Genomic DNA, 26,408 nt, shown 5'->3' with positions numbered 1-26,408 from the left:
GCAGCAGTGGATCAACCTCTTCGTCGATTTCGTGGTCACCAAACAGGGACTGGCAGCGGTGCTGCAATCCGGCGACGCCCGCTTCGAACCCCCACACTCCTACTTCCTCGATCGGCTCGTGCCCGTGTGCGCCCAATTGCTGGACGCCGCAGCCGCTTCGGGCGAGATCCGCTCCGATCTGGCGGCGTATGCGCTCATGCGCGGTGTCGGGAGCCTCTGCGGCGGCGCCGGCCGCGATCCCCGATACGACGCGCGTCAACTGGTCGAGGTCCTGATTGCGGGACTATCGCGACCGCGCTGATTCACCAGCGAGGCATCTCGATCCAGATCGAGACATCGAATGGGACGACGGCCTACGCGTGCGGCTGCATTGAGGGCGGAGTCGCCTGGCGCCGCGGTCGAGCACGGACTGCGACGACAGCGCCCGCAGATATCGGATTGGTGCTTACCGCGTAGTGGCACTATTTTTCTGGGGTGATGTCCTCAGCTGTTGGTGCATTCGCTCGATGGATCTCCCCCTTCCTGGCTGTCGCGGTCGTCGCCGGCCTGGGCTGTTCTGCCGACCTGGTGCATTCCGCACCCGCCCCGGCGGTGCGCCTGGTCGATGAGGTAAACCCGTTGGCCGGAACGCCTCTCTACGTCAATCCCAACTCGGCAGCAATGCGCGCCGCGCAGAGCACCAATCCGCCGAATCCCGAGTTGACCACCGTCGCCAACACGCCGCAGGCGTACTGGATGGACCAGGCATCTACTCCGGCTGTGGACGCGAAGTACATCGCCGCCGCCCAGGCGTCTGGTGCAATGCCGCTTCTGGCACTCTACGGAATCCCCCATCGCGACTGCGGGAGCTTCGCCGCCGGTGGGTTCGGGTCGGCCGATGCCTACAGAGGGTGGATCGACGGTGTCGCATCCGCCGTGGGCTCCGGACCGGCGGCGATCATCCTCGAACCCGACGCGCTCGCCATGGCCGACTGTCTGTCGGGTGCCCAGCGCCAGGAGCGCTTCGACTTGATGAGCTACGCCGTCGACACGTTGACCCGCAATCCGGCCACGGCCGTGTACGTCGACGGTGGACACTCGCGCTGGGTGAGCGCCGACGACATGGCCGGCCGCCTCAATCAGGTCGGTGTGGGCAAGGCGCGGGGGTTCAGCCTCAACACCGCGAACTTCTTCACCACCGATGAGGAAACCGGATACGGCGACGCGATTTCGGGGCTCACCAACGGAGCGCACTACGTGATCGACACGTCGCGCAACGGTGCCGGACCGACCGCCGACGACCCGCTCTACTGGTGCAACCCCAGCGGCCGGGCACTGGGCACCCCGCCCACCACGGCCACGGCGAGCCCGAACGTCGACGCCTACCTGTGGGTCAAGCGTCCCGGTGAATCCGACGGTTCGTGCGGCCGCGGCGAACCTGGGCCGGGACACTTCATGAACCAGTACGCGATTGACCTGGCCCACAACGCGGGCCAGTAGGGGCCTGCATGCGCCGCGGCTTGGCCGGGTGTCAGAAGACGGTCGCGGATGTGGGCGCCGGCGTATCGGGACCATCAACGTTCTCAGCAGTAGGTGGCGGACGACGGCCAGCGCCGACTCTGAGTGGGCGTATTTCATGAACCGGCCGAGGTCGACCACCAGAGCGAAGCCTGCGTGAACCGCGAAACGTGCGTACGCATCCTCACCACCGAGCCGGCCATGCGCCGATTCCTGCAACTCGACGGCGACTTCACCGTATCGCCCGCGATGCGTGAAGCGGCCGAGCAATTCCTGGAGAGCGCTTCCATGGCGATGGCCAAAGCCTTGCGCGCTGCCGGCGCCACCATGCCCGTCCCGGATTTGGTGGCGGTGGCCGAACTGCACACTCGGCTGGCCACCTCCATGGCACGAGTCAGCACTAACGTGTTGGACACCAAGGACATCGACGCTGTCCGTCGCTACGCACAGCAACACCTGTCACAGCTGGTCTTTGACCAGCACCCATGAGGCTGGCGAGGCGAGTGCGGGAGCTGGGCAGGCTAAATGGCGTGTCACAGAAGCCCTGCTCTAGGCTCGAAGAACATTTATGAGCACGCCACATCTGGGTGACTCCAGCATGCAGATGTCGCGCCCTGCACGGAGGATTCAGCTGTGACGATCGCTGAGACGGTGGCTCCGCTGGTTCGAGCGGCGGTGGGCCCAGATGTTCCGGTCAAAATCAGATGCTGGGACGGAAGCACGTCGGGGCCGGTCACCGCGCAGTGGGAACTCAATTTCGTCAATCGTCGGGGTCTGCGGCGTCTGTTGTGGGCGCCGAATGAACTCGGCTTCGCCCGCGCGTACGTGTCCGGCGACATCGACATCCAGGGCAACCTTCTCGCAGGCCTGGACGTCTTGGAGCAGTCGTCGGACCCGAGCCGCGGTCCCGGTGTACAGATCGACGCCGAGACCAGGAAGGCACTCGCCAAAGCCGTGCTGCGGCTGGGGATCACCGGCCTCCCACCCAAGCCACCAGCCGAGGAGGCGAGACTGGCGCGCCGGCACCGACACGACAGGGGGAGCGACGCCGCCGCGATCAGCCACCACTACGACGTCGGCAATGACTTCTACCGCCTCGTCTTGGGCGAGTCGATGACCTACTCGTGCGGATACTGGGAGCAACCCGGCGAGGACCTGGCCGCGGCTCAGTACGCCAAGTGCGACCTCGTGGCGCGCAAGCTCGGTCTGACCGCAGGCATGCGGGTACTCGACGTCGGCTGCGGATGGGGGACCTTCGCCTTGCACGCGGCGCGCAATTATGGCGTTCACGTCGTGGGCGTGACGTTGTCACGCGAGCAGGCGGAGTACGCGAGTAAACGGATGGTCGCCGAGGGCATCGCCGACCAGGTACAGATCCGGGTCCAGGATTACCGTGATGTCGACGACGGGCCGTTCGACGCGATCTCCAGCATCGGCATGGCCGAACATGTCGGCCTCGCACTGCTGCCCACCTACGCCGCTCACCTCTACGCGCTGCTCCGCCAAGAGGGCCGATTGCTCAACCATGCGATCTCGCGGAGACCAGGCAGACGCGCGGGCTTCTCAAAGACCTCCTTCATCGATCGCTACGTTTTCCCGGACGGGGAACTCGAACCGATGGCGACAATGGTGGACTCACTCGAGGGGGCCGGCTTCGAGGTACGTGATGTGGAGTCGCTTCGCGAACACTATGCGCTCACGCTGCGGGCCTGGGTCGCGAATTTGGAAGACAACTGGCAGGAGGCGGTCTCGAGCAGCAGCGCCGGCCGGGCACGGGTATGGCGACTATTCATGGCGGGCTCAGCGCTGGGATTCACAGCCAACCGGCTCGGCCTCAACCAGATCCTCGCAATCAAATGTGACGCACGCGGCCGCAGCGGCATGCCCGCTACCCGCGCCGATCTTCTGGCCCGGCAAAACCCGTGAGGAGCCCGCTGACCTCACTGCCGCCCGTAGTAGCACGCGTCTCGTGAGCCATCGCCGGGTCAACCAGCATGCGCCCAGCGCGACCCCCAACCCGGCCGGTATGGCCATTGGTGCTGTCGGCAAGGACACCCCGACGAGCAGCAGCAGGCCGAACGCGACGCCCGCCGCCAACAGCGCCAACCGGCCCGCTGTCCAGTGCGCGCCGAGACCAAACCGCACGGACAGCAACATGCCGAGTATCAAGGCGACGGCATGCCCACCTGCCGTGAAGTCCCCACTGGAAACCGCGACGACCAACGCGACCGTCAACCACCCGCCGACCCATGCTGGGCGCCAGCGCGTTGGGATCGCCGCCGTCAACGTTCCAAGGACGGCGACCGCGCCGTAGCTGAGCCCGACGTCGCTGGCGCGGGCGATCGAGATCGGCAGCCAGCCGCACTTGATGGCGACGGCCAACCCGGCGGCGACGATCAGGGTTGCCCCGACGTGACCGAGCGCGAATGCCTGGATCAACCGTCTACTGCGCCAGAACAGCTCTGCCAGCGCCAGCAGGCACACGAGTCCCGGCAGCAGGAGGTAGGTTTGCCCCTCGGCGGTGACGAAGGCACTTCCGAGAAGCGTTCCCAGATGGCCCTGCCGCAAGTTGTGAAGATTGGTGCTCAGACCACCTACTACGCGATTCTGGGCGCCGGGACCAAGTGCCAACAACACGGATGCGACGACGAACAGCGCCGTCGCGTAGGCCACGGTGACCCGAACCGGAGCAAGACTGGAGAACATTCGCGACACCATCATCTCGATTCAGCGTACCGACGAACGCGGGAGTCGGCGTCGGCGTGGCATGAACTCCAATGTCAACAGCACGACTAGCGCAGGCAGTAGGTGACGCAGTGAGAGCAAGACATACCGCTGCTCGCCGAGCGCGTGGTATTTGCCGAGGTATCGATACAGTGACTCCAAGCGAATGAGTCGGTCCCCCAAGTGGATCAAGACGTGGAAGAACCGCTGCAACGTTCCGCGGTGGTGGTCGTCGAAGATCTCGGGGAACGCCGCGAAGGCGAGCGAAAGGCGCCGTGCGTCGTGTTCCTTCGCCCAGGCGATCATGTCCACGCTAAGTCGTTCATCGATGCCGTTCGGGGCGCCGGGTCGGCGCCACGGCAAGTCCAGTGAGACGTCGTTGCCGTCACCGGCCAGCGCATACCGGTGAAACGCCTGCACCCGGCCCGAGCGGTCCCTGGCGATGATCAACAGGACACCCGGATAGCGTCCCTCCAGCGCACGGTCCAGGATCATCGAAAAGCCGCGTTCCGTCCGGACCCCGGAGTGCGAGGAGTACAGCACTTCGGTCAACTCGGCCAGGACTGCGTCGTCGAGGTCCGCTTCGGTGACCACCTCGGTGGTCACGCCGGCGTTGTGCGTCCGCCGCACCGCCTGCCGAAGATTGCGGTACCTGCGTCCGACCATGTCGAAGTGGCCTACGTCGATCACGACATCGCGTCCGAACGGAACGGCACGCAGAAGTGGTCGGACGGTCGTGGTGTCAGTCCATAGCGGCAACCGATGCTGGCTGCAGCCCAACACCAGAATGCGCCATCCGCGCGCGTGACACATCGCGGAGAAGTCATCCACTAGTTCCCTGAAGCCCTTGGGGTCACCGATCGGATCACCGCTGACCGCCGCAAAGCCAAACCGGGTGCGGTAGGCCACCATCGCCGTGCCGTCGGCCTTGAAGAAGACGCTCTTTCGCGATTGCATCGCGAAGGGAGCCAGGGGGTCGCCGTGCGTCGCGTTGACCAGCGCCCACACCCGTGGCAGCGCGTCGGGCTCCGGACGAGCCGTCGTCGGCCACATCAAAGCCCAGCCTGCTGCGGCGATGACGGCATCACCCAACAGATCACGAGACAAGATGTGTGCGAGCAGTCCGGTCGACAGGACCGCTGCCGCCGCGATTGCGTGCCCCGCGGTCACCGGCCGACCCAGGAATATGCCGCGGGCGATCAGCGCCACTGCGGCCAGGACTGTCAACGACCACGTCAACCGGCCTCCGGCGTACCAATCGGCGTGATCATGGTCATGCTCGAGCAGAACGACGAGCCAAGCGAACATGAGCAGCAGCGCCATCGCGCCAACATGGCGCGCCGTCTTCGAGTCCACGTCGACGACGATGCGTTCACGAGCGCGGACGCTGGAGACCTTCGTCAGATCGCGCATGCCTGCACCACCGAACCAGACCCGGATTCGACCAGTGTTCGCCAACCGGTAGCGGCCATCGATCCGACCTCCTCCAGACTCCATCGTGCCGCGGATGTTGTGCCCACGCTAGGAAGTCCCTTGGGGTGACAACTCTGGTACCTGACAGGGCGGACACCTTCCAGTCCATTCAACTGAGGTACGAGAGGACTGACCGAGATACTTGGCGAGATAGATCTTCGTTACAGTTATGAGCCACAACAACATTCAACGAATGATGATGTGGCTGCACGTCCTCAGGGAGCAGCCACCGTTCGCGCCGAACCATCGTCTTGCGGCACCCAACCCACGTATATCGTTCTGACACCACCGTTGTTGGCCAACGACGTCGCGGCACTCACTGACAGCTTCTCAGGAACAACGTGTCCTGCGGACTCGGCCAGTTATGCTTCCGCGGCGAGGCGACCGTCGACGGCATCACTTATCCCGCCTTGGCCGGCACCACCCAACGATCAACCACGTGCTTATTCCTCACGACCTACGGCAAGGCGATTAGTCCCATGCGAATGTCACCGACCCTTCTGCTGGCTTGCGCCGCGCTCTTGGCGGCCTGCTCGTCGTCCTCTGACTCGACGGGATCGAGCACCTCGACTATCTCAAGCCCTGCACCGACGCCGGTCGCCGACAGCCGTGGTGGTATCCCGCCCGGCTACCCCCTCAACATCGACGTGGTGGCGCCACTCGTCATCACGACACTCGGCCCCGACCCGATCCCGGTCACGGGAACAGACGGCAAGGTCCACGTGGCCTACGAGCTCTCGGTACTCAACTCCGGGTCCCGGCCCGCGACGATCACGAAGGTGGAGACCCTCGACGACGGGCCGGAGGGCGCCACGGTCACGACGCTCGAACAGCGGGAGATCGTGGAGCGGACCCTGCTGATCGCCAACACATCGCCCGGCCCCGTTACCGAGATCCCCGCGGGACGCACCGCAGTGCTGGTGCTCGACGACGTGTACGACACCCGTGCGAAGGTCCCCGCCGAAGTCACGCACCGGCTCACCGCCACGCTCGGTAAGGCCCTGCCGGAGTACCAACAAACGCTCAGCGTCCGGTACCCGGACTCCGTCACGCAGATCGGTGGCGCTGTCCGCACCAGCGCGGCGTCGCCGGTCGTGATCGGGCCGCCGCTCGCGGGCGACGACTGGGTGGCCGGCAACGCGTGCTGCGTCATTTCGCCACACCGTGGAGCGGTGATGGGAGTCGGCGGGAGGCTCAACGCTAGCGAGCGCTATGCCATCGACTGGTTGCGCATCGACCCAACTAAGAGCCCAGCCACCACACACACCGGCGACGGAACGCGCAACGAGGACTACCTCGCCTACGACGCCCCGCTGCTAGCCGTGGCCGACGGCACGGTCGCGGCGGTGGTCTCCGACAACAAGGAGGCGACGCCGCAGGTCATCACACCCGACCAGTCCTTCGAGGAACTCGGCGGAAATTACGTCATCATCGACATCGGCGACGGCAACTTCGCCTTCTATGCCCATATGCTCCCCGGCTCGGCGTCGGTGAAGGTCGGTGACAAGGTCACCCGCGGCCAGGTCATTGGTCGCCTCGGCAACTCCGGCAACACCACCGAGGCCCACCTGCACTTCCACGTCATGCGGGCCCCAGTTCCGCTCTCCAGCGACAACGTGCCCTTCGAGATCGACCGGTTCACCTTCGTCGGCACGCTCGTCGGCGAGCTCGATGGCGGGCGCTTCGTACCAGAAGCAAAGCCCAGCGAGCGCACGAACCAGCTGCCCCTCGCATGGGACGTCATCAACTTCCCCGCTCCCTAGCGGTGCTGCCAAAGCGTGGAACCGGTTGTCGTACATCGACATTCGCGACAGAGAGGCACCCATCGGCGGTCGAAGCTACGTTCCGTTCGTCAGCAATGTGATGATCGTGTCGAGCAGTTCCTCGGCGGTGATGTGCCACTTATCCCACACGAGGTGGCCGCTCGACTCGAAGCCCGCGATGCCGTGGGCGTTCGTCAGCAGCAATGGCCCATAGCGTCGCGCCTGCTCGGGGCCGACGACGCGTCCGACGATGTCGATGAACAGATCCCACGTGCGTTCCGCCGCCCGGACCCCCGCCGTCGGATCGCCGGTAGGCGTGGTGAACATGAGGCGGTACAGGTGGGGCCGGGTGCGGCCGATGCTGATCAGCGACAGCAGAGCCGCGCGCAAAGCCCGCGCGGGTGGATCGTCGCTGTGCGCCAACTCTTCGAGGGTGTCACCTAGCTGGCTCACCGCGTTCGTAGCGAGGACCGTGAGCAGAGCCTCCTTGTCCGCGAAGTGGCGATACGGCGCAGAGCGCGAAACACCTGTGCGGGCACCCACTTCGCGCAGCGTGACCGCTTCTGGACCACCGGCGTCGAGCAATGCACCCGCGGCTTCGAGCAGCGACTGCCGGGTCGCTGCGGCGGTTTCGGATCGCGTTGCCACCGGCAGGAGCATAAGGCCTATCCGTTGAGTTGACGCTGTCATCTCAACGAGTAGTTTGAGATGACACTGTCAACTCAACGGATGGAAACCGTCATGACTGCCTCTAATCCAGCCGACCGCCAGCAGTTGGTCGTCGTGACCGGCGCCTCGACCGGAATGGGCGCAGCCACCGCACGAGAGCTCGCGGGCAGGGGATATCACGTGCTGGCTGGGGCCCGGCGCGATGTCGACGCCGACGCGCTGCGTGCCGACGGGATCGAACCCCACATCCTCGACATCACTGATGAATTCGACGTGGCCGCCATCGCCGTCCGCGTCGCCGACGACCCGCTGCGGCGCCCCCTGCGCGCGCTGATCAACAACGCCGGCATCGCGGTCAATGCGCCCGTCGAAACCCTGCCGATCCCCGAATGGCGAAACCTGTTCGAGGTCAATCTGTTCGGCCACATCGCGATGACTCAAGCGCTGCTGCCGGCTCTGCTGCACAGTTCGGGCACCGTTGTGAACATCAGTTCTGTCGGCGGGAAGTTCGCCATGGCGACCTACGGCCCATACGCGGCTTCGAAGTTCGCCCTCGAGGCTGCCAGTGATTCCCTGCGCCGCGAAGTCGGCCCCCTGGGAGTCAAGGTCGTCGTCGTCGAACCCGGCGCCGTCAAGACCGGAATGGCCGGACACGCAGTGGCCGGTGCCGAACGCCTCACCGCCAGCATGAGCACCGACCAACGCAATCGTTACGCCGATCTGGCCGCGGCGATCTCGGCACAACAACTCTCCGCCACCAAGCGCGGCGTCCCCGTCGAACGGGCCGCGAAGGTGATCGCCAAGGCAGCAACCTCATCGAATCCACGTACCCGCTACACCACGGGTCCCGAAGCGCCGCTCCTATGGTTGACCCGCGTGGCCCCCGACCGACTCCTCGACCGCATGCTGCGGCTAGCCCTTCGGCCCCATTACGTCACGAAGGCGCAATCGTGTCCAGCAGCCACCGTCACGTCGTTGCATATGGACCCATGCCGGGCCAGCGGAACTACCGGTGCAGCTCTCACGTGAGATGGTCGAATTGACCACTGACCCAACCGATATGCCGTCGCGCAGCGCTCCGGACCACGGCGTGGGTCTCGTTTCGATGGCGCCTCCGCCGAGTGTGTACAGGCGGTCGAACTCTAGGGCCGCGGCCGTCGCCAGCCGCTGCACGGTGCCCGCCGACAAGGCAACGTGCCGGGGATAATTGCGCTGAAACGACAACCATCCGGAATCGAGGCTCCCGGCAATCGTGTCCCCGGCGAGCAGGCTGCCGTCGGGCGTCAGCGCGACAGCGCTCGACGCCATGTGACCGCCGAGCCGAATCACCCGGATCCCGGGCAACGGTTGCACGTCGCCGTCCCAGAACTCGACCACGTCATCGGGGCGGGCCAACCACTGCCTACCCTGAGTGTTGACCCACCTCGGCCAGCTCGACCAGCACCTCGGCGGACAATGTCCTGAGTTGCTCGGCATCATCGAGCACGAGCGGATGGGGTTCGGAGAAGGCCCAGTCAGCGGTGTGCGCGATGATCGGCTGCTGGCTTTGGGAGCAGGCAATCCTGGCCTGGTTCGAAGCCTCCCGGCTCCGCTGGGTCGAATTTGGGCCGCTGCGCCGCTAAGGCAGGACCGGACGAGACACCGGCCACGACCTACCTTCCCTTTCCGTCCCCGCGGGAGGTCCATCGCCGACGGCAATGACCACTGACTCCGAGATTCGGACTCGACGACTTCACGCGTCGAACCCGCTGGATGCTGATCTCTGGAGCGATCGCGTTACCCGGCCGCGGTGACGCCGCCGTGCACGGAGAGACCCAGACCCGTACTTGGCACCCGCACCATAGGCGACGCCGGAGTGCCCAGCTGTCTGGCCAGCCAAGGCAGGATCTTCGCGAATGCCCTGCCTGCGAACGGCCAATCATGCTGACCGGGAACGGGTGTGACCGCGCACCTGATGTCGTGGGTTCGCCCGATGCGGCACAACGTGTTGGCGGCACCATCCTGGCCCGCCACGACGATGAACGAACCGAACACGCCGCGATAGGGGCCATGCCTGATGATGACCGTGGCCGGATCGAACCGGGACCACGCATCGAGGCTGCCGCCGTACAGCCTGTCGATGGTCTGAGCCGTAGTGCCCGAATTGGGGCCTAGGTCACCGGCGATGTCGGCGAAGGCGCTAAACATGTCTGGGTGCATCACCGTCAGATCCACCGCACACGTGCCGCCAGCGGAGAAACCGGCCACACCCCAGTGCGCCCGATCGCCGCTCACCCCGAAGTTGGCAACCATGAACGGAACGACGTCCTTGGTGAGGTGATCGGCGGCATTGCCGCGGGGGCCGTTGACGCATTCGGTGTCGATGTTGAACGCGCCACCGGAATCGGCGAATATCAAGACAGGGGCGTTGCCGCCATGCGCAGCAGCGAGGGCGTCCGCAGCGCTCACGGCGTCACCTGCTCGTAGCCAGTCCGACGGGGTGTTGAACTCGCCACCGATCATGATCACGACCGGCAGCCGCGGCGGTGGACTGCTGGCGAACCATGCTGGAGGCAGATAGACCAGCTCCGCCCGGTGCTTGAATCCCGATGCCCGTGCATCGATGGTCACCGGCACCACCACCCCTTTGGCCGGCACCGCGCCCGCGCGCTGCATCGCGGTCACGGCGGCCCAGTCGGCTTGGTTGGGCAGCGGACCCGCGGTCACCTGAGTCCAGACCGTAAGAACAGTGGGGAAGTACCCTACCCACCCATTGAGCACGAGGGCCGCGCTCACCACGCACAGCGGTACCGCCAGTCCCGACACCGCGTGTTGCCCCCACCGCAGACCAGGCCAACCCACAGCTGCGATCGCGGCGGCGGAGCCGGACAGACCGATCCAGAACCACAACGCAGCTGGCGCCGAGTCGCCGACGAACCCCGCGGACCCGACGAACCGATGCGCCCACAGCGCCAGCGCGACGCCAGCCGCCAACGCGACCGGTAGCCGCAATATGACCCATCTCCGCGATCGCCGCCCGACCGCACCCGCGACCGTCACGATGCTGAGCGTGTGTACCGCGATTGGCAGCCAGCCATGCATCAATGACACGTTCGCAACGTCGTGACGCCAAAGTCCCACGGCCGCGGCAAGTCCCCCGGCCACCGTCGCCGTCCCCAGCGCCGCCGCGGTCGCGACGGACGGCCACGCCTGCCGACGACGGTGCCACGTCACGGGAGGCGCCGGGATGACCGTTCGCACGGGTTCCTCGACCGCTGTCGCGATCACTACGCCTCAGTCCTTCTCCGCACCATGGCTTTTGGAAACAGATTTCATGGTGCCCGTCGCATGCTGTGCTCCCGCTGAGAAGCCCGGACACCATCTCCGCACGATCGGCGCCTCACACCCCCGGGGGTGGCGCCGACCGCCCCAATGGACATGACGAGCGACAGCGCCGGCGTGGCGATTCCGCTAAGCCGGCGACGTTGGCTTCGCGGTGGCGGCAGCGGCAGCGGCAGCCGCCTTCGCGGCTCGACCTTCTGGACTCGCTGCGGAGAAACCGGGTTTGGTGGCAGAGGCCTCTGGGTTGTTGCAATTCAGCGACAGAGCCACTGTCGTGCCGGCGGTCGAGTGGCTACCGGCCTGCGCGACGCTCTCACCGCGCTGGCTGACTACCAGGCACTTCTCCTTGGGCAGTCGGTCGCCCACCGTAACCGCAACGATGGGTTTGAATCCCGCACCGCTCAGCACTGATGAGGCGTCACCGTATGTTTGGCCCGTAACACTTGGCGTCGCGCGGGCCTCGCTGGCGAACACCGCCAACATCGACGACGCCACCATCGCTGCTCCGGCAATCCGAACGATCAAGATGCGCATCGCTTCGACCAACTCCCTGTGTCAACCAAGACCGCACTCCCTGCGTGGACGCGGCGCGTCCTTTGACATGTGGGAAGTGTGCTCGCCACCGGCTGAAGAAATGCTGAGATACCCACGACGAAATCCATTGACGCACAGCCATATCACAGGATATGACCATGGCCCGCAACTCCGAAACCTTCAGCGGTCTCTCAGGACGTTCTGTCTACCGTCGACCCCCGCGGCATCGGTCGGCACGAGCGACACGCGGCCGAGCTGCTGAACCCTCTCGGGTTCAGTACGCACGACGTTAGGACAAAGGAAATGCGATCAAATCAAGAAGAATCGAACCGCCCCGCCGTGCGCATACGCGTCGCCGCGTCATTGGTCGGCGGTTGCGCGGTGGTAGCCATGGCCGCCATTGCGCTCCAAACCAACGGAGGGACCACCGACACGACGAATCTGCGAAGCGCGGGCTCCATGCAAACGGGAGTGACGTCGACTGAATCGGTTGCCGTCGCAAAGCTGCCGACATCGATGGCCTCGCCCACGCTGAAGGCGAAGCCAGCATGGGGCCAGCCGTCCGAACCTTGATATTGGCGTCGCCGCTTGGCCACGCCCGTCACTCACCCGGTCAAAGCCGACCCAAACATGTCGATGGCGGTACCAGGCGAGGATCGCTCCGGTCTGGATGGTGACGCGAACGTGGTAACTGCCCGTCGTACAGGGCTAGTCTCATCGTCTTGACGATGGTCAGGTGTCCGGTGCTCGAGATCGGGAGGAACTCCGGCTCGAAGATGTCCACGGCGCGGTTCTCCTGATGTGTATGGCTGCTCGCCAAGGCGCACAACACATCACAGCTGCTGAGGAATCGTCGGCAAGCCGGCATTTACAACCGACGGATCACCGCGAGCGGCGAGCGTCTCGCGAAGCCCACCGTGAACGCCGACACCACACCAATCGCCGCCACCGTCGTCACGGCGACGGCGGCCAGATACGCCCAGGGCACCGACAGCGACGTCGGGGGCGGATCGAAGACGGCACTGAGGACGCTGACCAGCATTCTCGACAGCGCCGATCCCAGCACCGCGGCGCCGGCGAACCCGCACAGGATCAACATCGACGACTCCGACCACACGAACGAGCCCAACTGTCGGCGGGAGGCGCCCAGGGCATCGGCGATCGCGAAGGTACGGCGTCGCTCGGTGAGCCCCAGCGCGAGAACCAGTGCGCCGGCCGCAGCGGCAAGGCCGAGTCCGAATCCCAGTTCGATGCGGGTGAGCCCGGCCAGGTTGACCGCGGTCAGGCTGGAGCCGACAGTCCCACGGGTGGTGGCGATTTCGGTTACCGTCGCCGACGTGCCGAGCAGCGTCTGGATACGCTTTGCCACTGCCGTGGTGTTCCGGCCCGCGGTGTCGATCAAGAAGGCCCCGACGGCATCGCTACCCGTCTGGCGGGCGACGTAGTCGGCGTTGGCGACGAAGAAGCTGTCCTTCGGTGCTGTCGGGAACTCGGTGACGATCCCGGCGTAGCGGAATGCGACGGTGCTCAGTTGGTGGGTACTGGCGTTCTGCAATCGCAGGTTGACGGTGTCGCCCGGTGCGAGCTGGAAGTCGTTCACCGTCTCCGCGCTGACGAGGATCGACTCCGGCTGGGCCGCGAGCGTGGCCATCAGCGTCGCCACGGTCCCCCCTTGGAAGTAATTGTCCTGCAGCGCAGTGACGCCGCCGATGGTGGCCGGGTTGACGCCGTAGAGGTCTTGCAGATCGCCGCCGATGTAGGCGAATCGGTGCTGCAGCGGTTCGACGGCGCGCACCCCGGGCACGGCGGCCAGCGCGGTGGCACCGTCGCGGGTCACCGACGCGCCCGGGGCCTCGGTGACGGTGACGTCGGCGCCGTTGGTGAGTTGGGCGTCCACCTCGGCTTGCGCCTGGTAAGTGGCGTTGAACGTCGCCGTGGATGAGGCGAAGGCCGCGGTTACGGCCAGCAGGACTATCGCGCGGGCAAAGGGGGCCCGCTGCCGCGCCAGGGAGTGGGACAGCGTGTTCGCCAGCGGCCCGGCCACCGGTCGCAGCAGCACGGCGACGGCCCGACGGCCCCGCACCAGAAGCAAGTCGGCGAGCCTCCAGATGAACAGCGCACCACCGATCCACAGCAGCGCCGGTGCGACGAATGCCCAATAGGAGACCGAGATCGAGGGCACGCCTTCGGGAGCCAAGACGATCTGGTATCCCGAGCGGCTGGCGAGCCAGAACAGTAGGCCCGAGACGGCAAGCAAGACGATGTCGAGGCCGAACCGGCTCCAGAGCGGTGCCCGGGTCCTCCGCACTTCGACGCGCGCCGCGGCGATGGTGGCGCGGCGCAGGTCCCGCCACGCTGGCGCCAACACGGCTGCGGCGGCGATCGCGACACCCACGACGGCCGAGGCTGCCGCCCAGGTGACGGCGGCCCCCCCGTCCGCCCCAAGGCTCGCTGACCCGAAAGTGCCCCACCCGATCAAGGCCGCGGCAGCCAGTCCCACAGTGCTGCCGAGTACGCCGACCAGGACGGCTTCGGCGGTCGAGAGCCACACCAACTGACTGGTGGTTGCGCCGCGAGCACGCAGCAGAGCCTGCTCACGGCGCCGCCGAGGTGCTCCCGCATCGACCACGGTGGCGGTCAGCAGCGCCGCCACGGCGGCGGCGGGCAACCCCAGGAACAGGAACAGGACGCGGGCGTAGGCGGCATCACCACGGGCCGCGTCCAGCGCGGCACCGAGATTGTCACCGACCAGGGCCCCACCGGCGCTGCGCGCTTCGAGGTTGTGCGCGGCCGCAATCACCTGTCGATACGCCGCGGCCGGGTCGCTTGGCAGCGCGTGGTCCAGGCCGGTGTGGATCTGTGTCTTGATCAAGTCTGGGCGGACTGCTGCCAGTGAGTCGAAGACCCCATGCCAGGCGGCCTCGCGGAGGAACAGCACGTTGTCCGGCGGCGCGGTGGGTTGCGCGCCCGTTGGAGCGCCGACCTTCTGGAACAACGAGTTCGCCTGCGCAACTTCCACGACACCGCTCACGACTACGTTCATGGGCGCCATCCCGACTCGGCCGATGACGATGGTGTCCCCCGGCGCGGCATTGAGATTGGTTGCGGTCTGCTGCGCGATGAGGACGCCGCGATCACTGCCGTCGAGAGTGCGCAGCGCGTCCGGCCAGGTGCTGCGATAGTTCGCCGGGATGCCCAATACCGTTGCCGGGCCGGTCGTTCGGGTGCTTCCCGCATTCGTGGTGCTAAGCCCAGACGACTGGCCGAACGCGACCAGCGATGCCGTCTGCACGTGCGGTGTGGCCCGCACGGTGTCCAGCACCGCGGACGGGGAGCCGCCCGGTTGCACTTCGACCTGCCAGTCGACGACGACCGCCGCGGCTGCGCGGGCGGTCATCGCGCTCTGCGCGGCGGCCATGAAGGAGCCGAGGCAGGCGAGCAGCGCGACCGCCGCCGCGATGCCCGCGGCGGCGCCCAGGAGCCGGCCCGGCTGGCGGCGCAGCAGGCCCAGCGTCCACGCCGTGATCACGAGCCGACCGGACGCGGAGTCGCGTGGAGATTGCCGTCGCGCATGTCCCACTGGTCGGTGAGCCGTGCGGCGACCGTGGGGTCGTGGGTCGAGATCATCAGCGCGGCTCCGATGCTGGTGGCGGTGTCGAGCAGAGCGGTGATGACCCGATCGGCGTGTTGCTGATCCAGCTGCCCCGTCGGTTCGTCGGCGAGGATGAGCGTGGGGCGGGTCGCGACGACCCGCGCGACGGCGACCCGCTGTGATTGGCCACCGGACAGCTCGTCAGGAAGTTTCGCCGCCGATCCGCGCATGCCGACCAGGTCGAGTGCCGCCAGCGCGCGTTCGGTGGCGTTGTCCTCGTCGATTCCCGCCAGCAGCATGGGCAAAGTCACGTTCGCCACGACGTCGAAAGTGGGCAGCAGGCTGGGGCCCTGGAACACCAAGCCGACACCGCTGGGGTGTCCCAAGCGGTCGGAGGGCAACGCGGGCCAGTGCACCGTTCCGCCGGTGGGCGCGTCGATCCCCGCGAGCAGGTGCAGCAGCGTGGACTTCCCCGACCCCGATCGCCCCGTGAGCGCGATCCGTGCAGACGACGGGATCCGGCAGTGCACCGAGGACAGGGCAAGCACCGCGTTGGCACCGGAACCGAACGCCCGGCTCACATCGATGCATTCCGCGACGGTCGATGTCGCAGCACCGGAATCGGGATCCACTCTGACAGAGCCCATCAGCACGCCCTACCGTCCTCGAGACGCATGACCCGGGTCGCAGCAGCGGCGACGGCCGCGCTGTGACTGGCGACGATGATGGCGGTGCCGCGGCCGGTGGCGGCGATCAAGAGGTCCAGCACCTGGGATTCGGTCGTGCTATCGAGCTCACCGGTGGGTTCGTCGGCGAGGAGCACCGTCGGAGAGTTGACCAGCGCCAACGCGATCCCCGCCCGGGCAAGTTCCCCGCCGGACAGTTCACTCGGATAAGCCCCGGAACGGCCCGCAAGACCTAGCGCACCCAGAAGGTCGAGGTCGTGTGTGGAGCGACGGGTCACCAGCGAACGAGCCAGTGCCAGGTTCTGTTTGACGCTCAGGTGCTCCAGCAGGTTGGCGCTCTGAAACAGCATGCCGACATGGTGTGCCCGAATCCGCGCACGGTCGCGCTCGCTGCGATGACTGATCCGCTGGCCCCCGATGTGCACCGTGCCGCCGTCGGGTTCGTCCATCCCTGCCAGACACGACAACAACGTCGACTTGCCCGAACCGGACGGTCCCGTCACGGCCACCAGCTCTCCCGGCTCCACCTGAAGCGAAACCCCTTGCAGTGCCAGTGTTTCCTCTTCACCAGCGTGGTAGAAGCGATACAGCGAACGCGCGTCCACGGCGGCGGCGGCCGCGGGGTCGGTGTCTACTTCCACTGCAGCGAATCGGTGATGGTCCGCCACGGATCGACGTTGTCCGCCCCCAGCGGGCCGGACAGGGTCAGGATCACCTCGTGGCCGTCCCGCCAGAACACATAGCGCTCGACGGAGTCGACTCCAACCTTGGCGGTGACGTCGTTGGGCGGTGACGTGGCCTGGTAGGTGGCCAGGATGACGGGTCCGGACGCGCGTTGCACCACCGACAGGCCCCCGAATCGATAGCCGGGAGTGGCTGCCTGCACCGCCGGCAGCTCCTGGCGCTGAACGGTCTCGGGCGTGACGGCGATCAGCGCCGGTTGCTCCTCGACGCGCACCGCGTTGAGCTTGTCGGTGAAGACGGTCGCCGCGCCGTCGGTGCTCTGCGCCCATCCCTCGGGCACCGACACGCTGAACACCTGCGCGGGCGGACTGAACGGCACGTACACCTGCGTATCGGGGATGTCGCCCACCGGGTTGTTCTCGGGTGCAGCCGTTTTCGAGACCGCTCCTGCCGTCGTCGTCGTAGGCTGGACAGTGGTCGTGCTGGACCCACAGCCGGCCAGAACCCCCACAGCAACGAGTGTCGCCGCAAGCGTATCCACGATCTCCCTGAGCGTCATGCTGTTCCTCTCGCACTGCGTGATTTGCGATGTCGTCGGCGGTCGCGCTGTGACCGCCTGTGCGACATTGGTTCCGCGGTAACCAGTTTCGGATGTCCGCTCCTTGCGACGCCGTTTCCGGCCCCGCAGGTGGCTGACGATGAACACAGTGCGCTACGGGCAACGACGCCAGGATCCCGGACAGCGCCACCACCCCCCGCAGTCTCCTCCGGGCCGAGGAAGTTGGTGACGGCCAGCGCCAGATGATCGCTCGTCGGGTTGCGATGGGCAACCAGCCATGCCGTCACCGAGTGATCGACATCCGTCAGCCACCCGCCGTGTGCTTGCAAGGCGAGGAGCAGCCCGCCGAGCGCGACTTCCGCGTGTTCGTTCGAATCGACGAACTGCGCCACCATCTGATGCAGGGCGTGCTGAGAATCCTTCACCGCCACAGTCTGGTGAGGACCCGCTGAAGGGACGCTGAAAGCACTTCGCGTCGGTTCGGGTGCGCCTGGTGTACTTGTCTACAGAGAGAAGAGGAGGCTGAAGCGATGCGCGTGCTTGTCATCGAGGACGAGCTTCAGCTCGGCGAACTGATTCGCCGCGGCCTGGTCGCCGAGGGATTCGTGGTCGACGTCGAACACCGCGGCGACGACGGCTTCGAGACTGCGGTCACCCAAGCCTTCGACGCGATCGTGCTGGACATCATGCTTCCCGGGAAGAACGGATACGAGATCGTCCGCGAAATGCGTGCGCGCGGAGTGTGGACACCGGTGTTGATGCTCTCGGCGAAGGACGGCGAGTACGACCTGGCCGATGCGTTCGACTTGGGCGCCGACGACTATCTGATCAAGCCATTCTCATTCGTGGTGCTAATCGCACGACTCCGCGCCCTAGTGCGACGAGGCGCACCAGAACGACCGGCGATCCTGACGGTCGGCGACCTCGAACTCAACCCCGCCCGCCACCACGTCACCTGCTCGGGAACCGAATTATCCCTCACCCCAAGGGAATACGGCGTTCTCGAGTTCCTGATGCGCCACCGCGGCACTGTCGTCACCAAGGATGAGATCATCCGCTCGGTCTGGGATACCAACTATAGCGGCGACGACAACATCGTCGAGGTCTACATCGGGTACTTGCGGCGCAAGATCGACTCAGCCTCCTCTGCTCACCGGATCGAGACGGTGCGCGGCGTCGGGTACCGGCTGGCTGACGACTAGCGGCAGTTCGACGACGAAACGAGCTCCCCCGCTCCCGGATTCACCGATCTCGACACTGCCGTGATGCGCCTCGACGATCTGCGCGACGATCGACAGGCCAAGCCCGGCGCCCCCGGACTCCCTGCTCCGCGGTGAATCAATCCGCACGAAGCGATCGAACACCCTGCCGCGCTCGGCTGTGGGCACGCCTGGGCCGTCATCGTCGACGACGATCCGTGCGTGGTCGCCGACTCGTCGGCATTCCAGCTCGATACCAGCCTGCGCGTGCCGTATGGCGTTGTCGACGAGGTTGCGCACCAGTCGGGACAATGCCCGCGGGTCGCCGGTGATCCGCACGTGACGGATGTCCGTCGACACCCGAAGGCCCGTAATCGTCTGCACTCGATCGGCTTCGGCGTTCATCACGTCGTCTAGATCGACGTCGACCTCGCTGCGCAGCGCAGCGCTTTCATCTGTGCGCGCGAGTAGTAGTAGGTCCGCCACGAGGCGTTGCATTCGGTGGGCTTCCGGTACCAGCGACTCCTCGATCAGCGAATGATCCAACATTTCGGGTCGCACGTGGGCGAGCTCGAGCGCGGCGGTGATCGTCGCCAGTGGGCTGCGCAGCTCATGGGAGACGTCGCTGATGAACCTCCGTTGGGAAGCCTGACCGGCTTCCAGACGATCCAGCATCTCGTTCATCGTTACGGCCAGCCTGGTGACCTCGTCGTCAGCTGCCGGTACCGGAATGCGGTCGGTGAGCTTGCCGCTGGTGACCGAGGACACCTTGGTCCGAATGCGCTCAACCGGTTGCAGCGCGGAACCCACCAACCGATGGGTTCCGAATGCGACGAGGGCGATCGCGATGGGGCCGCCTATGGCCAGGAGGCCGGCAACGGTGGAGACAACCGTTTCGACCGGCTCCCGATCCGCGGCCACCAACACCGTCACGGGTCCGGTGGGGGACTGGGTACCGACTGCAGTCACCCAGAAGTCGTTGGCAGGATCGAGCTCAATTCTGCCGAGAAAGGTCCGTGAGCCTGGCGCCATTCTCATCGACGACAGCGGTGCACTGGGACTGCCTGCTGACGCGATGACGACCCCGCCCGTGGGGTCGACGACCTGCACCACGCCGACCTGGCTGTCGGTGGCCAGCATGGACCGGTCGAGGTCGACTGCCGGTTCAGTCCTCAGCTGGTCGGCGACCTGAGCTGCCCGGGCATCGGCTGTCGACTGCGCCGAGGTCTGCAAGGTGCTGAACAACACCATCAGCAATGCGCCGCCGGCGAGCAGCAGACACAGGGTCACCACCAGGGTTGCGGCCACCGTCGTCCGGGTGCGGACCGTCCACTGGGAGGGGGACGCGAGGACCGCCAGCGACGTCTTCATCAGCTCAGTGTGACTGCGGTCCGGTAGATCCTCACCGAATCACCGAGTGCTGGGTTCCGGTGTTCGTCTGGGTTGGTGGCGCCGAAGAGCGACGCGCCGACCGGAATCCTGCCGTTCATCGGTGGCACGGCAGGGTCCGACCTACCGCGAGGGCCGCTGTTACGGCGGGCACCCAATTTCTTCCTGCGGTCCGTCATTGTCGGCCCTTCTTCAGCCAATCTCGCTGTGGTGTCCACAGTCCCAACGGGTCACTGTGCGATCGCTGAGTACGCCGCCGGGACGCTTTCTCAGCATTTCCTCAGCGGAAGCCTTAGTAAGGTGAGGCAGTCCTTGTTTGGGTAGGCATTACAAGGTTCGACGTCGAGCGAGGATCAGCACCCATGACAGCTCTTTCAGCCGACTTTCTAGCCGCCGCACCCAGCGTGTCCTCGCAGCTCCTTGGCAGCGGCCTGATCGGACTCCGCGAAGGACTGGAGACCGGGATCGTCGTCATGATCCTGGTTGCGTTCCTGGTCAAGTCCGGGCGCCGCGACGCCCTCAAATGGGTATGGCTGGGTGTGTCCACCGCGATCGCGGCAACCGTCGCGATCTTCCTCGTCATTCAGTTCAGCGCTTACACTGTGACGGGCTTGGCTGCCGAGGCGATCGCCGGCGTCGCGTCCGTCGTTGCCGTCGCCATCGCCACCACCATGGTGTTGTGGATGCGAAGGGCCGCCGCCGGGATCTCGGGCGAACTGCGCACCGGGATGGCGGAAGCACTCGAAACGGGCTCACTGGCCGTGTTCCTGCTGGCACTCCTGGCCGTCGGCCGAGAGGGAGTCGAGACCGCTCTGTTCATGGTGGGTTACGCAGAAGCCGAAACCCTTTGGCCGCTCTCAGGTCTGGTGATCGGCGTACTGGTGGCGGCAGCGATCGCCTACGGCATGTACGCCGGCGCGGTGCGCATCAATCTCGGCAAGTTCTTCAAGTACACCGGCCTCTTCCTGATCGTCGTAGCCGCGGGGATCCTCGGGTACGGCGTGCGCGCCCTGCAGACGGTCGGCTGGCTTCCCGGCGAGGGATCTCAGGCCTTCGACATCTCGTCGTGGTTCGACTGGTCGGCGTGGTACGGCGAGGTCGTCCATGGCGTCTTCAACCTCAGACCAGACCCCACCGCCCTGCAAGCCGTCGCCTGGCTGGCCTACCTCACAGTGATCCTCATCCTCTTTCTTCGGCCGATCGACGTCGTTCCTGCCGCAGAGAAGGTGGCCGCCGACGCACCGACCGCCAACACCGACACCGTGGGGCGGAACGCGCTCGCCCTACCCGATGAAGGATCATCCCGATGACGTCAACGTCGGCCTCGCGCATCCAGATCGGCGTCGCGACCACCAGCGCAGCGCTGGCCGCAATCACCTTCACCAGCTGCACCGCGAAACAGCCCGACGCCGCGACCCCTGCCGGGGCCACTGGGGCGGCCAATCAGTTCACGGTCAACGCCACCGACACCGCATGCGAGCTGTCCGGGGCGACGGCGACCACCGGCCCGAGCACCTTCATCGTCACGAACAACGGCGGCAAGGTGACCGAGTTCTACGTCTACGGCGCCGGCGACCGCGTGATGGGCGAGGTCGAGAACGTCTCCCCCGGCCTGCAGCGCAAGCTGGTCGTCCAGCTGACCGAGCCGGGCAAGTACCAGACCGCCTGCAAGCCCGGCATGATCGGCGACGGCCTCCGCGGCGACTTCACCGTCCTCCGCGAGGCAGACCTCGAGCCCGGCCAGAAGTGGACCGGTTTCCACGCACTGGAGAAGCAGCTGTGGGTGACGGGTTTGCAGCCCGACGCCAACGCGCTCGCCGACCAGCTGGTCGCGGACGTCAAGGAACTCGACGACGGCGTGAAGGCACCGGGCTTCATCATCGACTCCACCCGGATCGCGAGCGGCGCACAGACCCTCCTCGACGAGATCGGCAAGACGAAGATCACCGGCGAGGAGGACATCTTCGGCCACAGCGACCTGTGGGACTTCGAGGCCAACATCCAAGGCTCGCAAACAGCGGTGGCCTCAATTCGGTCGATCCTCGAGCAGGCGAAACCCGAATTGGGAGGCAAGGTGGACCAGCGGTTTGCCGACGTCGAAGCGCTGTTGTCCAAGTACCGCACGGGTGATGGGTTCGTCTTGTACGACACCGTCTCCGAACCACAGCGCCAGGAGCTGTCCCGCTCGATCGACGCTCTTTCCGGAGAGGTCAGCCAGGTGCAGGGTGTCATTGCCAGCCAGTGACATAGTCCCCGACGATCCGCACGCCGCCGTGCACGCCATCCGCAACCTCGCCCGCGTCGGCTTCGGCACCGTGATCGGCTGTCGTACGTGCCACGAGGAGGTGAGGTTTCGACGACGTCACATTTCGTGGGCGTCGCCAACGCACAGCGGAGGGCGGGCTTGCGTGCCAAGCGACTGCAGACCCTGTCAGAGGCCCGGCAGCGTTGCGGTGTGCTCGGCAACGACTGCTTGGAGCCTCTGCGGGTCGAGATTCAGGCGGGTCAGGATGGTCGGTGCGATCTGTGCGGTCGCGACCGGGGAATGGTCGTCGTGGGAGCTGATGCCCGGCCCTGCGACGATCAGCGGAACGTTCCGGTCCGCAGGGGTGACGCCGCCGTGCTCGGCGATCTTCGCCGTTCCGCTGGTGTAAACCGTGCCGGGCTGGGTGCTGGCGTAGACATCGGGTACTCGCGGATCGCCGGGGGCCGCGCCGAAGAAGGCCGCCGCCTCGGCGCCCGCATAGATCCGGTCGGTTCCAGAGGCAGTGAATGCCTTGGGTTTCCCGGCAATGTCAGTGCCCTCGCCGACCTCGGCGCGGAGTCGGTCGGCGACGAACGTCGCCGCGGCCTGCGAACGGTCAGCAAGCCACATGATCATTGCGTCATCGTCGACCGAGTGCACGATCAGATCTGGGACGTCGGGGTGAGTCGCTGCCCATTCGGCGTTGATGCCGTCGATGATCCGGCCGTCGTCGACGCGGGTGAGAGTGTCGGGCCTCATGGGGGACTGACCGTGTTTGGCCGAGACGATGATCGTGGTGTCGTCCGCGATCCCAGCGGTGTCCATCGCGGACACGATGCGTCCAATCTGAGCGTCGACGAAACCCAGCGCGGAGGCGAGCACCGGACCTGGGGCCTGCCCATCGGGGCCGTAACCGCCGGGCTGTCCACCGGACTGCGCCAACTTCTCCGCGGTCGAGACCGATTGAAAGTTCATACCGAACAACGAGGGCGCACCGACCTGCGTACTGCCCGAATGGTCCTTGCCCGCAATCTCATTGGCAACGGCGTCGACCTTGTAGGCGTCGTATCGCTGGGTGAGGGCGTTCTGGTCGGCCCAGCTGTCTTGGTCCTTGCCGCCCGCCGGGTTGCTGTCGACTTCCGGAGTAAACAGGTCGTCGATGGACGAGGCGCCCGGGCCGTCAAGGATGGCATAGGCCGGGTGCTTATCAGACCAAGCCGTGCGAAGCCCGGCATCGTGGGCGACGGCGAAGACGGTATTGACTCTGAGGTATCCACCGGGCATGAGCGGCTTGCAGGACGCGGGATCGACGGGCAGCTTCGCGGTGTCGATCACTTCGGTCGGTTTGCCGGTCATCTGCAGGACACCGTCGGGCAGATTCGCCAGTCCCTGACCGCCGTCGATTTTGGTGACGTCCTTGTCCAGTTCCTCGGTGAAGCTGACGGTGCCACCAAGTTTCGCGCCAGCACAGTTGGTCGTCCCGGGTTCCAGGAGGTCGTGGGCGTAGCTGTCGTCGTAGTACACCCCCGTCGTCCTCGGGTTTCCACCGGTGACCTGCGCAAGGAGGCCGGGAAAGGAATCCGATGGCACCGGCGTTTGGGCGTTCGCGTAGCTGATCCCGCGTCGGACCAGTCCCGCCAGTGCCGAATTCGGGTGTGCCTGTACATATCCCACCAAGTCGGATTGGTGCATGCCGTCGATCGATAGCAGTAGGACATGCTGAGCGTTTCCCGCCGCCGTGACCTGAGCAGGCTTGTCATTCGAACAGCCGGCAACGAGGAGCAGGACAGCGCAGGCTGCCGTTGCCGCCAGTCCGGATGGTAGTTCTTTCATTGGCCCTCCACCGGTCATGGGAAAACGTGTCCGCCGGAGCTTGAATGTTCGGGGTGAACGGGGTTTGAACAGGGGAGGAAGTTCACCCGTGGTCTCTCAACGATTCTTCAGGTGCTCTGTGCTGCGCGAGTGTGGGCCTCGTGCAGGCGGCGGTCCGGGACATCGGCCATCTCTACCGGCCCCTGCGTCATTGACGTCAGTGCGACCGCCGCAGCGACTACTGGGCCCACGCTGACTCGGCCGGTAGGCGACCGCTCAGCAAGCTGTGAATTCGGGCACGACCCGAATCGTTACACCACTCCGGCTATAACTCTGCGACACCACCGTTGTCGACCAGCCACCTACGATCCAACCGAACGTTCTGGAGCATCCGGCGGTCATGTGTCACCAGCAGCAGCGCACCGTCATAGGTCTCGAGCGCCTGCTCGAGCTGCTCGATGGCGGCGAGGTCGAGATGGTTCGTCGGCTCGTCGAGAACCAGCACATTCGTGCCTCGTGCCTGCAGCAACGCAAGACCGGCGCGGGTACGCTCACCGGGCGAGAGGTCGTCAACCGCGCGTTCCACGTGGTCGGCGCGCAGCCCGAACTTTGCGAGCAGGGTTCGCACATCCGCGGTCGACCATGACGGCACACGCTGCTCGAAGCGATCGACGAGACGCCCAGGACCAGTGAATTCCGTACGCGCCTGGTCGATCTCACCGATCGCGACATTCGCGCCCAGACTCGCGCGGCCCCGATCGGGCCGCTGGCGACCCAGGAGCAGCCGCAGCAGTGTCGACTTTCCTGCGCCGTTCGGGCCGGTGATACCGATGCGCTCGCCGGCATCGACTTGTAACGACACCGGGCCCATGGCGAATTCGCCTTGTCGCACAACGGCGTTGTCGAGAGCCGCAACGACCGAACTCGACCGCGGCGCGGCTCCGATGGTGAACTCGAGCGTCCACTCCTTACGGGGTTCGGCAACCTCCTCGAGGCGGGCGATCCGGCTTTCCATCTGACGCACCTTCTGCGCCTGCTTCTCGCTGGACTCGGTGGCCGCGCGTCGCCGGTTCTTGTCGTTGTCGGGGGCCTTGCGCATCGCGTTGCGCACGCCTTGACTCGACCATTCCCGCTGAGTGCGTGCGCGCGCCACGAGGTCGGCCTTCTTCTCGGCGAACTCATCGTATTGCTCGCGCCTGTGTCGGCGACCGACCGCACGCTCTTCCAGATAACTTTCGTAACCGCCGCCGAAGACGGTGGTGCTGTTCTGGGCCAAGTCCAGTTCGAGGACGCGGGTCACGGTGCGGGCCAAGAACTCCCGATCGTGACTCACCAGCACCACACCACCACGAAGATCACGGACGAACTGCTCCAGCCGAGCGAGTCCGTCGAGGTCGAGGTCGTTGGTGGGCTCATCGAGCAAGACGATGTCGAACCGCGACACCACCAGCGCCGCCAATCCCACCCGCGCCGCCTGCCCACCCGACAAAGCCGTCATCGGCGTCGACTCCGGCCGCACCGCGTCGACGTCGAGCCCCAGGTCGGCCAGAACTGCCGGCAACCGCTCGTCGAGGTCCGCCGCGCCAGTCGCGAGCCAATGATCCAGCGCAGCAGAGTAGGCGTCGGCCGGATCCATATCGAGGTGACTCTGACCCGGGTTCGCCAAAGCCGCGGCGGCTGCTTCCATGGCCTGCGTCGCTTCGGTGCATCCTGCCCGGCGCGCGATATAGGCGGCGACGGTTTCCCCGGGAACTCGTTCGTGCTCCTGCGGCAGCCACCCGACGAACGCGTCGGCCGGGGCGAGACTGACCGCACCGTCGAGTAGCTCGAGATCCCCGGCAAGGATACGCAGAAGTGTGCTCTTGCCGGCGCCATTGACACCTACGACTCCGACGACATCACCCGGTGCGACGGTCACGTCGAGCCCCTCGAAGAGGGTGCGATGGGCGAACCCGCCGGCCACGTTCTTCGCGACGAGCGTTGCGGTCATGGGTCCATCGTCGCACCACCGCGCCGCAACGGGATCCGCGCAAGTGCGCGCCGAACTGGATGGACCGAGGCGCCGGTTCCCGGCAGGAGCGTCACCCCGCCGCAGCGGCTTCGAGGTCGAAGGCGCGCGGAGGACCGCTAGGCGTCGCTTTCGCGGCGGAATAGGCAGCACTTCTGGAGTTCCTGACTTTGGCAGCGGACCGGCGGCAACAACGTGACCTGACGCTTCTGACGTCGGTCAGCGCCGCAGACTCGAACGTGGCGCAGCTTTA

21 protein-coding genes and 1 pseudogene are annotated in these 26,408 nt (G+C 66.1%); 10 read left to right on the top strand and 12 right to left on the bottom strand.

Going from position 1 to position 26,408, the window contains the following annotated elements; all coding sequences use genetic code 11:
* The 4 genes from QOI01_RS09290 to QOI01_RS09275 all read left to right on the top strand — a co-directional run.
* Positions 1–301, top strand: a 301-nt coding sequence (locus QOI01_RS09290) for an SbtR family transcriptional regulator (protein ID WP_526380145.1), incomplete at its 5' end; no start/stop codon positions are given.
* A gap of 176 nt (positions 302–477) precedes the next feature.
* Positions 478–1,479 carry a glycoside hydrolase family 6 protein gene (locus tag QOI01_RS09285; protein WP_526380143.1) on the top strand — a complete coding sequence of 334 codons (1,002 nt, stop codon included), beginning with the start codon at positions 478–480 and terminating at the stop codon, positions 1,477–1,479.
* A gap of 174 nt (positions 1,480–1,653) precedes the next feature.
* Positions 1,654–1,986 carry a hypothetical protein gene (locus QOI01_RS09280; RefSeq protein ID WP_526380141.1) on the top strand — a complete coding sequence of 111 codons (333 nt, stop codon included), beginning with the start codon at positions 1,654–1,656 and terminating at the stop codon, positions 1,984–1,986.
* A 144-nt stretch (positions 1,987–2,130) separates the two neighbouring features.
* Positions 2,131–3,423 carry a class I SAM-dependent methyltransferase gene (locus QOI01_RS09275; RefSeq protein WP_526380139.1) on the top strand — a complete coding sequence of 431 codons (1,293 nt, stop codon included), beginning with the start codon at positions 2,131–2,133 and terminating at the stop codon, positions 3,421–3,423.
* Positions 3,424–3,663: 240 nt separating this feature from the next.
* On the opposite strand, the pseudogene QOI01_RS09270 reads toward QOI01_RS09275, so the two are convergent.
* Both QOI01_RS09270 and QOI01_RS09265 read right to left on the bottom strand, forming a co-directional pair.
* Positions 3,664–4,203: pseudogene (locus tag QOI01_RS09270) on the bottom strand (rhomboid-like protein); the annotation flags it as partial.
* 21 nt (positions 4,204–4,224) lie between these two features.
* Positions 4,225–5,634, bottom strand: a complete 1,410-nt coding sequence (locus QOI01_RS09265) for a phosphatidylglycerol lysyltransferase domain-containing protein (protein ID WP_526380137.1) — start codon at positions 5,632–5,634, stop codon at positions 4,225–4,227.
* A 545-nt stretch (positions 5,635–6,179) separates the two neighbouring features.
* Here QOI01_RS09265 and QOI01_RS09260 point away from each other — a divergent pair.
* The gene (locus QOI01_RS09260; RefSeq protein ID WP_526380135.1) at positions 6,180–7,457 is read left to right on the top strand and encodes a M23 family metallopeptidase; all 1,278 of its coding nucleotides are present in this window, start codon (positions 6,180–6,182) and stop codon (positions 7,455–7,457) included.
* A 75-nt stretch (positions 7,458–7,532) separates the two neighbouring features.
* On the opposite strand, the gene QOI01_RS09255 is transcribed toward QOI01_RS09260, so the two are convergent.
* Positions 7,533–8,105 (bottom strand): TetR/AcrR family transcriptional regulator, encoded by a 573-nt coding sequence (locus QOI01_RS09255; protein ID WP_526380133.1) that lies wholly within the window; start codon positions 8,103–8,105, stop codon positions 7,533–7,535.
* 93 nt (positions 8,106–8,198) lie between these two features.
* On the opposite strand from QOI01_RS09255, the gene QOI01_RS09250 reads away from it, so the two are divergent.
* Entirely contained in the window at positions 8,199–9,155 is a 957-nt protein-coding gene (locus tag QOI01_RS09250; protein WP_526380131.1) for an SDR family oxidoreductase, read from the top strand.
* 747 nt (positions 9,156–9,902) lie between these two features.
* Here QOI01_RS09250 and QOI01_RS09245 read toward each other — a convergent pair.
* The 6 genes from QOI01_RS09245 to QOI01_RS09220 form a co-directional block, all read right to left on the bottom strand.
* On the bottom strand, positions 9,903–11,207 hold the full coding sequence (locus QOI01_RS09245) for an alpha/beta hydrolase (RefSeq protein WP_526380147.1): 1,305 nt from the start codon (positions 11,205–11,207) through the stop codon (positions 9,903–9,905).
* A gap of 369 nt (positions 11,208–11,576) precedes the next feature.
* Positions 11,577–11,981 (bottom strand): hypothetical protein, encoded by a 405-nt coding sequence (locus QOI01_RS09240; protein WP_526380129.1) that lies wholly within the window; start codon positions 11,979–11,981, stop codon positions 11,577–11,579.
* A gap of 868 nt (positions 11,982–12,849) precedes the next feature.
* Positions 12,850–15,510, bottom strand: a complete 2,661-nt coding sequence (locus tag QOI01_RS09235) for an FtsX-like permease family protein (protein ID WP_526380127.1) — start codon at positions 15,508–15,510, stop codon at positions 12,850–12,852.
* A complete protein-coding gene (locus tag QOI01_RS09230) occupies positions 15,507–16,220 on the bottom strand; it encodes an ABC transporter ATP-binding protein (RefSeq protein WP_526380125.1) in 714 nt (237 codons plus the stop codon). The genes QOI01_RS09235 and QOI01_RS09230 overlap by 4 nt, the downstream gene beginning before the upstream one ends.
* On the bottom strand, positions 16,220–16,927 hold the full coding sequence (locus tag QOI01_RS09225; RefSeq protein ID WP_526380123.1) for an ABC transporter ATP-binding protein: 708 nt from the start codon (positions 16,925–16,927) through the stop codon (positions 16,220–16,222). Before QOI01_RS09225 ends, QOI01_RS09230 begins: the two co-directional genes overlap by 1 nt.
* A complete protein-coding gene (locus QOI01_RS09220; protein ID WP_526380121.1) occupies positions 16,891–17,502 on the bottom strand; it encodes a hypothetical protein in 612 nt (203 codons plus the stop codon). The genes QOI01_RS09225 and QOI01_RS09220 overlap by 37 nt, the downstream gene beginning before the upstream one ends.
* A gap of 290 nt (positions 17,503–17,792) precedes the next feature.
* Between QOI01_RS09220 and QOI01_RS09215 the strand changes: the two genes are divergently transcribed.
* Together QOI01_RS09215 and QOI01_RS09210 are read left to right on the top strand one after the other, a co-directional pair.
* Positions 17,793–17,954, top strand: coding sequence for a hypothetical protein (locus QOI01_RS09215; protein ID WP_526380119.1), 162 nt, complete (start codon positions 17,793–17,795; stop codon positions 17,952–17,954).
* Positions 17,955–18,032: 78 nt separating this feature from the next.
* Positions 18,033–18,704, top strand: a complete 672-nt coding sequence (locus tag QOI01_RS09210; protein WP_526380117.1) for a response regulator transcription factor — start codon at positions 18,033–18,035, stop codon at positions 18,702–18,704.
* On the opposite strand, the gene QOI01_RS09205 is transcribed toward QOI01_RS09210, so the two are convergent.
* The gene (locus QOI01_RS09205) at positions 18,639–20,072 is read right to left on the bottom strand and encodes a sensor histidine kinase (RefSeq protein WP_526380115.1); all 1,434 of its coding nucleotides are present in this window, start codon (positions 20,070–20,072) and stop codon (positions 18,639–18,641) included. The genes QOI01_RS09210 and QOI01_RS09205 overlap by 66 nt on opposite strands.
* A gap of 380 nt (positions 20,073–20,452) precedes the next feature.
* Here QOI01_RS09205 and efeU point away from each other — a divergent pair, with 380 nt between their 5' ends.
* Positions 20,453–21,400, top strand: a complete 948-nt coding sequence (gene efeU, locus QOI01_RS09200) for an iron uptake transporter permease EfeU (protein WP_526380113.1) — start codon at positions 20,453–20,455, stop codon at positions 21,398–21,400.
* Positions 21,397–22,335, top strand: a complete 939-nt coding sequence (locus QOI01_RS09195) for an EfeM/EfeO family lipoprotein (protein ID WP_526380111.1) — start codon at positions 21,397–21,399, stop codon at positions 22,333–22,335. Before efeU ends, QOI01_RS09195 begins: the two co-directional genes overlap by 4 nt.
* A gap of 186 nt (positions 22,336–22,521) precedes the next feature.
* Here the strand turns inward: QOI01_RS09195 and QOI01_RS09190 are convergent, their stop codons facing one another.
* Positions 22,522–24,168: an alkaline phosphatase family protein gene (locus tag QOI01_RS09190; RefSeq protein ID WP_526380109.1), complete on the bottom strand. Its 1,647-nt coding sequence runs from the start codon at positions 24,166–24,168 to the stop codon at positions 22,522–22,524.
* A gap of 304 nt (positions 24,169–24,472) precedes the next feature.
* Complete coding sequence (locus QOI01_RS09185; RefSeq protein WP_526380107.1) at positions 24,473–26,137, bottom strand: ABC-F family ATP-binding cassette domain-containing protein; 1,665 nt, start codon at positions 26,135–26,137, stop codon at positions 24,473–24,475.
* Positions 26,138–26,408: the final 271 nt, after the last annotated feature.

The sequence above is a fragment of the Mycobacterium sp. genome (genome assembly GCF_032162605.1).
Taxonomy (GTDB): Bacteria; Actinomycetota; Actinomycetes; order Mycobacteriales; family Mycobacteriaceae; genus Mycobacterium.
The sequence above is the reverse complement of the archived record's forward strand: the minus strand, read 5'-3'. Positions and strand labels throughout refer to the sequence as shown.

Excerpts from the sequence above, each read along its gene's own strand:
- QOI01_RS09285 (WP_526380143.1), top strand. The coding sequence starts at position 478 with ATGTCCTCAGCTGTTGGTGCATTCGCTCGATGGATCTCCCCCTTCCTG.
- QOI01_RS09265 (WP_526380137.1), bottom strand. The coding sequence starts at position 5,634 with ATGCGCGATCTGACGAAGGTCTCCAGCGTCCGCGCTCGTGAACGCATC.
- QOI01_RS09260 (WP_526380135.1), top strand. The coding sequence starts at position 6,180 with ATGTCACCGACCCTTCTGCTGGCTTGCGCCGCGCTCTTGGCGGCCTGC.
- QOI01_RS09250 (WP_526380131.1), top strand. The coding sequence starts at position 8,199 with ATGACTGCCTCTAATCCAGCCGACCGCCAGCAGTTGGTCGTCGTGACC.
- QOI01_RS09245 (WP_526380147.1), bottom strand. The coding sequence starts at position 11,207 with ATGCATGGCTGGCTGCCAATCGCGGTACACACGCTCAGCATCGTGACG.
- QOI01_RS09240 (WP_526380129.1), bottom strand. The coding sequence starts at position 11,981 with ATGCGCATCTTGATCGTTCGGATTGCCGGAGCAGCGATGGTGGCGTCG.
- QOI01_RS09230 (WP_526380125.1), bottom strand. The coding sequence starts at position 16,220 with ATGGGCTCTGTCAGAGTGGATCCCGATTCCGGTGCTGCGACATCGACC.
- QOI01_RS09220 (WP_526380121.1), bottom strand. The coding sequence starts at position 17,502 with ATGACGCTCAGGGAGATCGTGGATACGCTTGCGGCGACACTCGTTGCT.
- QOI01_RS09210 (WP_526380117.1), top strand. The coding sequence starts at position 18,033 with ATGCGCGTGCTTGTCATCGAGGACGAGCTTCAGCTCGGCGAACTGATT.
- QOI01_RS09205 (WP_526380115.1), bottom strand. The coding sequence starts at position 20,072 with ATGAAGACGTCGCTGGCGGTCCTCGCGTCCCCCTCCCAGTGGACGGTC.
- efeU (WP_526380113.1), top strand. The coding sequence starts at position 20,453 with ATGACAGCTCTTTCAGCCGACTTTCTAGCCGCCGCACCCAGCGTGTCC.
- QOI01_RS09195 (WP_526380111.1), top strand. The coding sequence starts at position 21,397 with ATGACGTCAACGTCGGCCTCGCGCATCCAGATCGGCGTCGCGACCACC.
- QOI01_RS09190 (WP_526380109.1), bottom strand. The coding sequence starts at position 24,168 with ATGAAAGAACTACCATCCGGACTGGCGGCAACGGCAGCCTGCGCTGTC.
- QOI01_RS09185 (WP_526380107.1), bottom strand. The coding sequence starts at position 26,137 with ATGACCGCAACGCTCGTCGCGAAGAACGTGGCCGGCGGGTTCGCCCAT.